The organism is Priestia veravalensis (assembly GCF_001457055.1).
GTDB classification, from domain to species: domain Bacteria; phylum Bacillota; class Bacilli; order Bacillales; family Bacillaceae_H; genus Priestia; species Priestia flexa.
The window spans coordinates 1-8620 of sequence record NZ_KQ758727.1 but is presented as its reverse complement, the minus strand read 5'-3'; the positions used below and the strand labels follow the sequence as shown (position 1 = coordinate 8620).

11 protein-coding genes and 2 pseudogenes are annotated in these 8620 nt (G+C 32.4%); 7 read left to right on the top strand and 6 right to left on the bottom strand.

The window, feature by feature from the left end:
* Window positions 1-333 (top strand): IS3 family transposase (locus AS180_RS20405; protein ID WP_139109256.1); only part of this gene is annotated, 333 nt, incomplete at its 5' end.
* 426 nt (window positions 334-759) lie between these two features.
* The gene (locus AS180_RS23380; protein ID WP_175384225.1) at window positions 760-927 is read left to right on the top strand and encodes a hypothetical protein; all 168 of its coding nucleotides are present in this window, start codon (window positions 760-762) and stop codon (window positions 925-927) included.
* A 141-nt stretch (window positions 928-1068) separates the two neighbouring features.
* On the opposite strand, the gene AS180_RS20400 is transcribed toward AS180_RS23380, so the two are convergent.
* From AS180_RS20400 to AS180_RS20375, 6 genes are all read right to left on the bottom strand, one after another.
* On the bottom strand, window positions 1069-1395 hold the full coding sequence (locus tag AS180_RS20400) for a DUF6678 family protein (protein ID WP_025909457.1): 327 nt from the start codon (window positions 1393-1395) through the stop codon (window positions 1069-1071).
* A 47-nt stretch (window positions 1396-1442) separates the two neighbouring features.
* Window positions 1443-1790: a hypothetical protein gene (locus AS180_RS20395; RefSeq protein WP_025909458.1), complete on the bottom strand. Its 348-nt coding sequence runs from the start codon at window positions 1788-1790 to the stop codon at window positions 1443-1445.
* A gap of 47 nt (window positions 1791-1837) precedes the next feature.
* Window positions 1838-2206 (bottom strand): hypothetical protein, encoded by a 369-nt coding sequence (locus tag AS180_RS20390; protein WP_025909459.1) that lies wholly within the window; start codon window positions 2204-2206, stop codon window positions 1838-1840.
* Window positions 2207-2374: 168 nt separating this feature from the next.
* Window positions 2375-2596: a hypothetical protein gene (locus AS180_RS20385; protein WP_025909460.1), complete on the bottom strand. Its 222-nt coding sequence runs from the start codon at window positions 2594-2596 to the stop codon at window positions 2375-2377.
* A gap of 69 nt (window positions 2597-2665) precedes the next feature.
* Complete coding sequence (locus tag AS180_RS20380; RefSeq protein WP_025908656.1) at window positions 2666-3535, bottom strand: ISNCY family transposase; 870 nt, start codon at window positions 3533-3535, stop codon at window positions 2666-2668.
* 328 nt (window positions 3536-3863) lie between these two features.
* Window positions 3864-4142 carry a hypothetical protein gene (locus tag AS180_RS20375; protein WP_025908632.1) on the bottom strand — a complete coding sequence of 93 codons (279 nt, stop codon included), beginning with the start codon at window positions 4140-4142 and terminating at the stop codon, window positions 3864-3866.
* A 234-nt stretch (window positions 4143-4376) separates the two neighbouring features.
* Here AS180_RS20375 and AS180_RS24125 point away from each other — a divergent pair, with 234 nt between their 5' ends.
* From AS180_RS24125 to AS180_RS20355, 5 genes and pseudogenes are all read left to right on the top strand, one after another.
* Window positions 4377-4490 carry a putative holin-like toxin gene (locus AS180_RS24125; protein ID WP_220387618.1) on the top strand — a complete coding sequence of 38 codons (114 nt, stop codon included), beginning with the start codon at window positions 4377-4379 and terminating at the stop codon, window positions 4488-4490.
* A gap of 551 nt (window positions 4491-5041) precedes the next feature.
* Window positions 5042-6484: an SIR2 family protein gene (locus AS180_RS20370; protein ID WP_025908633.1), complete on the top strand. Its 1443-nt coding sequence runs from the start codon at window positions 5042-5044 to the stop codon at window positions 6482-6484.
* Window positions 6485-6527: 43 nt separating this feature from the next.
* Window positions 6528-7136, top strand: coding sequence for a TIR domain-containing protein (locus AS180_RS20365; RefSeq protein ID WP_025908634.1), 609 nt, complete (start codon window positions 6528-6530; stop codon window positions 7134-7136).
* A 204-nt stretch (window positions 7137-7340) separates the two neighbouring features.
* A pseudogene (locus tag AS180_RS20360) lies at window positions 7341-7976 on the top strand (IS6 family transposase).
* A 328-nt stretch (window positions 7977-8304) separates the two neighbouring features.
* Window positions 8305-8620 (top strand): annotated as a pseudogene (locus AS180_RS20355) (IS4 family transposase); the annotation flags it as partial.

Here is an 8620-nt window from a genome sequence, read left to right as displayed (position 1 = left end):
TCAATAAAAGGTAATTTACATACGGTTCAAATGTTCCATACTGACCGAGGAAGAGAATATAAGAACCAAGTCATTGATGAGGCCCTAGAAACGTTTAACATCAAGCGATCTCTAAGTTTGAAAGGCTGTCCGTATGATAATGCAGTAGCAGAAGCAACATTCAAAATCATCAAAACAGAGTTCGTAAAGAAACGTCATTTTGATAGCTTAGAAGAGTTACAAAGAGAGTTTACAGATTATGTGCACTGGTTTAACCATCTACGCATCCACGGTACTTTAGATTATTTAAGTCCAGTGGAATACAAATTTACGCACCTTAAGAAAACTGTCTAGTTTAGTGTTGACAATCCAATTAAATAGACTCAATAGCAATGGTTTTTCCATAGTCCAAAAAAGTGTACCTTTTTAGACGATTGAGAGTTATAGAAGAACGTTGTATTTGTCGTCATTAGGTGTAAATAGTGAAACATCAATAATTAGCGAAATACTTTAACATTTACTTAGCTAATAAAAGAGCTTAAGTAAGGTTACTTTCTAAAAAATAGAGTTGATCACAACATTTATTTTTAAAGATATATGTATATGAATCTACAAATCTGTCCAGACTAGTAACGTATTCCCCCTATTCTAATAAATTTAAAAAATCCTTTGCCTATAGGGGCAAGGGATTATTTTTTTAGGGAATTTACTTTTATTGGTTGCTAATCTGAATAAAAGGGAACTGAATATAGTAATTACACACAAAGGAGATATGTATTGGTGAAAAACTCCGGGTACTACACTGGATCTCTGTTCGTGAGGGAATTAGAACGTTTAACAGAAGAATATATTCAATTAGATCTCAAAGATATGAAAGTAATGATGAAAGAAGACATTTTACTGTTAGAAAAAGCAATGAATATGTTGTATAAGAATAAAGTGTATTAAATTGAGCAAACTACGGGAGAAGTCTTGTAGGACTCCACGTACAACCTAATTTTATTTATCAGTAGAAAAAGCTATCTTCCCCAAAGATAGCTTTTTCGCTTTGTAGTTACCATAAAACGGATTACAAGAACCTTTAGCGATTTATAAATAGTTTACAGAATTGCTGTTTTGAACGTAACCATAAACTTTTATAACATCACCTTTTGCTTCTCCTGGTACGTTAATTGTTCTAAGTATATTTATCAACTGATCCTTCTCTTCTAAATTTTCGATCTTTATTTCTAACCACTCAATGCTTTTATAATTACCTTTGAAATGATAAAACCAATCTCCATCCCAATTACTTATATACTTAGTTTTGAAATTCTGTATTCTCCAAATTGTATTTATAGAACAATCGTTCATTGCATTTCTAATTTCTTGCCATTTAGTGTTATTCATTACTGATTGATATTCATAAGAACTCATGAAACACCCCCTTAGTGGCCCTAAGTGCGTTATGGGTAGTAGGTATGCTAAAACTTAATGTCTATCCACTTTCCGTTTACTAATTCCTCATAAGTTCCCCATTGAGGATTACAAGTATTTATAGCTTTAATTCTTACTGGTTTAATAATATCTTCCTGACAATCCTTAGTTGGATTTGGTACATAAATCCAAGAAGCTATACTATCTTTTTCTTTTGAAAATTCCTTGCTAAAAAAGTCTTCAGCTTCTTGTAATGTTTCAAAACTATAGTCTCCAATTGAAGGTACATCATCTGACGTATTATAAAGAAACATATTTACTTCATCTTTGATGTCCACTATCATAACTTTCTTAATGTCATTTATAGGCATATCTAATATTATGTATTTTCTCATTAAATCTCCTTACTAAAGGTGTATAGCTTATATATTTTATGTTCCTTCTAGGAATCTGAAACCTCTTTTAGTACAACTTTAAATTTGGGTCTAAATACTAAATCCATAATCATTATAAAACGGTCAATTCCTTGATCTATAAATAATCGAATTGCTTTACTTTCTTTATTATCATTCACGATTTCAACCTTTGTAACCGACTCGAGACTGTAGTAAAAGATTTCATCGTCTTCTAAATCCGTTACTAAAAGCGAGAAAGAATTATAGAATGGTGAGATTTTTACTTCAAACCTGTTTATTTCGTTCGTAAAGATAAAAGTGGACTCATCGTACAAAAAGTTCTCATTTTGGTCCTTTTTAAGTGGAATACATTCAAATAATGAAATGAAGTCTAATTCTTTAGGACAATCTCGCATTTGTTTCCTCCTTGGTTGAAACTATCTATTTAAATAGATCCTTTTACATAGTATTAAAAAATAAAAATCCTTCAATTATTTTTCCATATACTTTAATACTCTTCAATTACCCTATGTATACTCCATACAAAGTTAGTTAACATAACCGGTACTATAGGTAGTGAAAAATTAATGATAAATAAGGAGTAAAATACCTAAAAAGATTAGTCCTATTGGTAAAAGAACATTACCCATACCTAAAATTGTAGTAGTGAAATCTAAAAGAAAGAAAAATAGACCTTGCTTTTTATCCATCTTTTCGCTGTTCTCTTTATCATTTGTTAAAGAAATTAAAAAAATTATGATTACACTTCCTAAAATAATTAATGCTGCTGAAATAAGATATATCATTTGTCTTCCTTCATTCTATTAAATTAATTAAAAACCTTATTAATAATAACAAATGAGGGTGTTGCAAAACTAAAATAAATATGCAATGTTATGAATCAGAAAAACTAGCTGAACATGCAACAGATAGCGATTTTGTCCATACCAACGAGGCTGCTCCAACCCTTGATCTTTTAGTTTACTAAACTGTTGTTCAATTTTTCCACGCTCTTTCATCAATTGTCTGCCAAACGTTGTTTGTAAAAAAGTTGATAGTACACGACGATGAGAAATTTTCGTCTGTTTCCCTTTTCGTGGATTGAGTGGATTCACAGGAAAGATATTGCATGCACTTGCAGCTTCATAAATATGCTGACTATCATACGCAGCATCAGCAATCGAAAACAAAACGTTTCGATCTTTTACATGTTGAAGCAATACAGGAGCCATTTGACTATCATGTACATTTGCTGTTGTAAAAGCGTATGACAAAATAACACCTTCCGGTGTGGAACAAATATGAGCCTTATAGCCCTTATACCAACGGTATCGGGTAGACATTCCCCACTTTGCTTGCGAGTCATATAGACTACTCCGTAAAGCAGTGCTGTCGATTAAAACACATGGAATTAGCCCTACATTCATTTCTTGAAGAACGTGTTCATGAATCAATGAGATGCCTTTCTCACGAAACCAAGTACCTACACGTGAAAATGTAGAGATATGAGGAACGGCAGACAAACCACAGAATGCACGAAATAAAGGATATTGATGTAAGAAACGAGTTAATTTCCGTAAGGAATGGATTTGAAAGACAGTTTTTACGAAGAAACATTTGAGTAAGGCTTTACGACAAATAGGCGGACGACCTGTGCCAGCTGGAACAGGTCCCACTGTTAAACTGTCTACGTAAGCAAATAAAATGTGTAAAAGGGATTGATTTTCTTCGAAATTGGTTATCATACTAGTAAATCCGTCCTTTCTGGAGATAGTTTAGGGTACTATCATTCTTCCAAGAAGACGGATTCTTTTATGCATTCATTTTTGAATATTTATGAGTTTTGCAACACCCTCTAGACTATATAAAAACTAATGAAAAGTCGTCTATTTAATAGATAATATAAATCTTATTAGACGTCCTATAAATAATAAACCTTTTCATACATTTAGACTCTCCAGAGGCACTCCCCTTATTCCTCTCCGTCAAGGCTCCGCAATTTACTCACAGAAAAAGAATTCCGCCACAAAATTTAAGCTGGATGGGTAATAAAAAAGACGCTAATATGAGCGTCTATTGATTACGAACTATTTTATTTAAAGTTTTTATCTCGACGCCATGTTCTACAGATCTAGCTGACAATTCGTCAATAATACGTTGCTGCTTACCAACGAAGTTCTCTAGGTTTTCGTAGCTATCTGGAATGCCTGCGATTTTGTTATCGATGCTATCTAGGCGTTTTTCTATACGTTCTTGACCTTCTTTAAGTAAATGTACATCACTTTTGATTGCAGATACTTCGCTAGAAAGTTCTTTTATTGCCGTCAAAATCAAATCGAATTTATCTTCCAATGGGGATCCCTCCGTTAATTCATACGGAAAGTATACCACGGATTATAGTTTGATCTCAATACGAGCTCTAATATCAAATTTTGTACCTTGTATTGAATTTGTTCGTGAACTTAGTTATAACATATATATAGAAATTTTATTACCTTGTTTGGACGCATTCACCAGTTTAAAACATGCTATAATAATATTTAGGTGTTAGCTAAGAATATTTAGGGTTGAGCTTCTAAGAGAGGAGTGATACCCATTAATGAGACGCTGATGGTGTTATTTGCAGGTGGAACTTTTTTACTTGCTTTATTAAAGTTTATAAAAGACGACAATAATAACAGTTCTAATAAAGAAAAATGACCCACTCCTAAGCTTTGGGCGGCTATTGAGTAGATCATTTCTGAGTATATCACTGCCAGCCAATTATTCTTGCTAACAGCTATATAAAAATCAGTCGAAGTGTTAGTAGCACTTCGGCTGTTTTTATTGTATGTTTAATTAATTTTATTTAATGACGCAACAGAACAAAAGTAAACAATATATAATTATTTGTTGCGTTTGTTGCAACATTATTATAACACATTTATAATTCTTTCACTTTATTTTCGAAGAAATACATAATAAACACGGTATTTCTATAACCCTGTTACAACTCCTTCTCAATACGCTCCAATATTTCTGTCATTTTCGTTACTATTTCGCTTCCTGGTGCACGAAAAACAGCTTTTTTATGCATATGCTATATAACAATGACCTTTTTTCTTTATATAGCTAATTGTTACTATTAAACTTTGTATTATTTCTATAATTAAAACGTTACATTTGAACCATCGTTAGTAAAATAATGTATAATAATTAATGAAGGATTCCCGTCCTTTATCAATTATTATACATAGAGGGGATATGAGAATTTGAAGTATGATGCAAGCATTAAGGAATTTTTAAGAACCTATGTAAAAGAAATCCAAGACTCAAATGCCGCAATATTTGCGGGTGCGGGTCTTTCACGTCCAGCTGGCCATGTAGACTGGAAAGACTTATTACGGGACGTGGCTGAAGATTTACAATTGGATATTGATCAGGAAGCAGATTTAATAGCCGTAGCACAATATCATGTCAACGAGTTTAATGGGAGAAACAAAATAAATCAAGTATTGATTGATGAATTTACTAAAAGTGTATCCATAACAGAAAATCATAAGATTTTATCCCAGTTACCTATTGATACATATTGGACAACAAATTATGATCAATTAATTGAATCCACTTTAGAGGCAACAGGTAAAAAAGTAGATAAAAAGATAACATCTGAAAACTTAACTTATTCAGTACCAGGAAGTGATGCAAAGGTTTATAAAATGCATGGAGATAGTAGTTTGCCTCATGATGCAGTTTTAACCAAAGATGATTATGAGGGGTATGATCAAAAGAGGGAGATATTCAGTACGGCCCTGCGCGGGGATTTAGTATCTAAGACATTTTTATTTATCGGCTTTAGTTTTGATGACCCTAATTTATCTCAAATTTTAAGTAAAATTAGGATTTTATTAAATACGAATACGAGAACCCATTATTGCTTTATGAAAAAGATAGATATAAATGAGTATAAAAATGAGGAAGAATTCTTATATGCAGAAATTAAACAAGACTTAAAAATTAAAGACTTAAAAAGGTACGGTATCAAGGTTCTGTTAGTTGACAATTATTCTGATGTAACAGATATTCTGCATCATGTCTCTTCACTTGTAAAGAGAAAAAATATTTTTGTATCGGGTAGTGCAAGCGATTACGGCAGATGGAGCGAAACACAGGCATTTGAGTTTAGTACATTATTGAGTAGATCCCTTATCAAAAGTAATAATAATGTTGTTTCTGGTTTTGGTTTAGGAATAGGAAGTTGCATTATTTCAGGTGCATTAGAAGAACTTTATTCAAGTCAAAATAACAAGGTAGAAGAAAGACTTAAGTGCAGACCATTTCCACAAGTCACAACTGGACAAATTTCTAAGTCTGAATTATGGACTAAATATCGCAAAGAAATGCTTTCTAATGTCGGTATTGCTATCTTTATATTCGGAAACAAGATCGATATGAAAACGAAAAAGGTAATTGGTGCTAGTGGAATGAACGAAGAATTTAAGATTTCTATAGAAAATGGGGCGATTCCTATCCCAATAGGCGCAACTGGTTTTACATCTAACGAATTGTGGCAAGAGGTTATGAAAGATTTTGATAAGTACGTTGGAATTGAAAAATTAAAGCCCTTGTATAACGATTTGGGTGATGATACAAAAACCCCAGAGGAACTAATTGAAACTGTAATAAAAATTATTAGCCAATTAGCAAAGCATTAATTCAATATATTTATTAACTAAAAATAAAAGTGGGGAAATTAATTTGGCACGTAAAACCTTCATATCTTATAAATATTCCGAAAGTAAGGATTTAAGAGATAAAATTTTGGAATCTTTAGGAGAAGATGCTGAATATTATCAAGGGGAAACTAGCGAATCACCCGATATGTCCGATAGAACAACTGATTATATCAAAGATAAATTAAAAGACATGATTTATTCTACCTCAGTTACTATTGTTATAATCTCTCCAAATATGAAACTAAGCAAGTGGATTGATTGGGAGATTGAATATTCACTCAAACAAATAAAACGAAATGATCGCACCTCTGGTACCAATGGTGTCTTAGGCATTGTTATGAAACATAATGGTGGATATTCTTGGTTAAGGTCTTCTGTAACAAATCATGATGGACATAGTTCCATACATACAAATAATGAATACCTCTACGACATTATACACAAGAATAGGTTCAACCAAGAACCTCCTGAATATACTTGTGATGTATGTAAAATTGTAAATTCTTTAACAGGTTCATATATTTCTTTGGTTAATGAAGAGGATTTCCTTAAAGATCCAAATCAATATATTGATAATGCATATGATAAAAGTAAAAATACAGGTAATTATAATTTAACTAGAAAAAGATAATTTATTATATGTTTACACTCTTATATATAATAATGGGTTGTTTGTAAAAGCTACTTTAACGCAAGTAGCTTTTTGTATTTAATGATGTATATCATATTCAATGCTAGTTTACATAGTTCATACTATAAGAACTAAAATTGCAGCATTAATTGATAAGATTCTTACAATTAAACAATATGAAAATACCATTACCAACCAGATACCATTTTGTTAACCGTAAGATGGTACCTACAGTACAATCTCAGTTTCGTGGATTGGTGGAAATGCTAGAAGAACGAGGACTCTCCATGCTTTGTACAACGATCGTACGCTGGGTTCAGCAATATAGCCCTAAATTAGATGAGCAAGTACGGCATTATCTTAGGTCAACCGATGATTCTTGACGAGTCGATGAGACCTATATAGAAGTAAAAGGGCAGTGGATGTATCTCTATAGCGCTGTTGAACCTGAAGGAAACACCATTAATTTTTATCTTAGTAAAATAAGCAATAAATAGGCATCCAAATGCTTTTTTAAGAAAGCTTTGTCCTTTTCATATGTTTCTATGGCTAGTGTGATCACAACAGATAAAAATCCAATTTTTCCATTGCTAACCATAAGTAAAAAGAAGAAAAAAAGATGCCTCAAGAGCTCAAAATAATGGAAACTAAATATCCCCACGATATTCTCGAACAAGATCACCGTTTTATTAGAAAGCTTATTACTCCAATGCTAGGGTTAAATTCGGTTCGTCCGGAAAAAGCCATTATTTCAGGCATTGCAGCCATGCATATAATCAAAAAGGGAAACTAGTTTTATGGGAGAACTCTATCCCAAATCATGTAAAGTTCTTTGATTAGCTCTTAGGCAAAGATGCATATACTCAAATCATAATAAGCAACGATGCACGTCCCTCAAGTAAATATAATCTTTATCTCACAACCGTTTCTTTAAGAGAATTTATAGTAATTAAGTAAGGGTTTACAACGCTAATTGCAAATTTTGTTAAAATAACAAAAACCATAATCTAAAAATAATTAATTTTATTTATCTTAAAAACAAACATTGAATTTTCTAAAAAATAACATGCGTGTTGATTAACCAATAAAATCCAAAAAAAGCATACAAAAAAGGGCACCTATCTTGTAGAATGTAATTTGTAGAAAACATACTCAAGAAGGTGTCCCTATGAAAAAGAATATCACATTCCCGAATTTGCTTCAAAAAATTGTTTCAGAAGAAGAACGGGCAATTATTCAAACGGCCATTGGTTATAAAGATACAGCTCGTAAACTTGATGTGCTGACCCTGATCAAATACTTAATCTGCGCATCAATGAATGAATTTAAAAGTTACCGACACTGCGCGGATGTAGGCGAGCAATATGGATTGCCGCAAGTGAACCATTCGACTCTCTCAAAAAAGGCGAGCCATCTGGACTACCACGTGATGAAAAAACTCTTTGACTTGGTCGTTTCTAAATGTAATCGGATGACTCGTCGTG

Excerpts from the sequence above, each read along its gene's own strand:
- AS180_RS20380 (WP_025908656.1), bottom strand. The coding sequence starts at position 3,535 with ATGATAACCAATTTCGAAGAAAATCAATCCCTTTTACACATTTTATTT.
- AS180_RS20400 (WP_025909457.1), bottom strand. The coding sequence starts at position 1,395 with ATGAGTTCTTATGAATATCAATCAGTAATGAATAACACTAAATGGCAA.
- AS180_RS20390 (WP_025909459.1), bottom strand. The coding sequence starts at position 2,206 with ATGCGAGATTGTCCTAAAGAATTAGACTTCATTTCATTATTTGAATGT.
- AS180_RS20395 (WP_025909458.1), bottom strand. The coding sequence starts at position 1,790 with ATGAGAAAATACATAATATTAGATATGCCTATAAATGACATTAAGAAA.
- AS180_RS20385 (WP_025909460.1), bottom strand. The coding sequence starts at position 2,596 with ATGATATATCTTATTTCAGCAGCATTAATTATTTTAGGAAGTGTAATC.